The organism is Oleiphilus sp. HI0080 (assembly GCF_001635135.1).
In genome coordinates this window covers 1-624 of the sequence record NZ_LWFU01000750.1, presented here as the reverse complement: position 1 = coordinate 624, position 624 = coordinate 1, and the positions used below count along the sequence as shown (strand labels likewise).

The window sequence follows — 624 nt, the reverse complement described above, 5'->3', positions numbered from 1 at the left end:
TTATTGTTTATTCAAACAGCGGATCAAACATCTATTTAAGCAAACTAAAATTAAACTAAGGGGTTTAGTGTGAACAAATCTGAACTTATTGATGCAATTGCAGATTCAGCAGATATTTCTAAAGCAGCAGCAGGTCGTGCAGTTGATGCATTCGTAGACTCGATTACTGGTGCTTTAAAGTCTGGTGATCAAGTAACGCTAATTGGTTTCGGTACTTTTTCTGTGAAAGACCGTGCAGCGCGCACTGGTCGTAATCCGCAAACAGGTCAAGAGATACAAATCGCCGCAGCGAAAATTCCAAGCTTCAAAGCAGGTAAAGGTCTTAAAGACGCGGTTAACTAAGGTTATTCGCCTGTTAGAAAGGTTCGAAAGAGCCATTCGAGAAAAGGCGCGTTCTTAGGAATGCGCCTTTTTTGTTATGTCAGCCTTTAGTAGCGCTGACAGTATTTCATTATAGTAAGTAGTTATTTTTAGAGGGCATTATGCTTCAAGACGTCCGTCAAGGTATGCAGGGTACGACCGCCAAAGTTATTGTTTGGGGAATTGCTATTACGTTCGCGCTATTTGGTGTTGAGTCAATTGTTGGTGGTATCGGTGGGGAGCCTGATGTAGTTGAAGTAAATG

The 624-nt window shown here is 41.7% G+C and carries 2 protein-coding genes; both read left to right on the top strand.

Features of this window, described 5'->3' with window-relative positions; all coding sequences use genetic code 11:
• Positions 1–69 precede the first annotated feature (69 nt).
• Complete coding sequence (locus A3751_RS15790; protein ID WP_068457826.1) at positions 70–342, top strand: HU family DNA-binding protein; 273 nt, start codon at positions 70–72, stop codon at positions 340–342.
• 140 nt (positions 343–482) lie between these two features.
• Positions 483–624, top strand: a 142-nt coding sequence (locus tag A3751_RS22240; RefSeq protein ID WP_156492530.1) for a SurA N-terminal domain-containing protein, incomplete at its 3' end; no start/stop codon positions are given.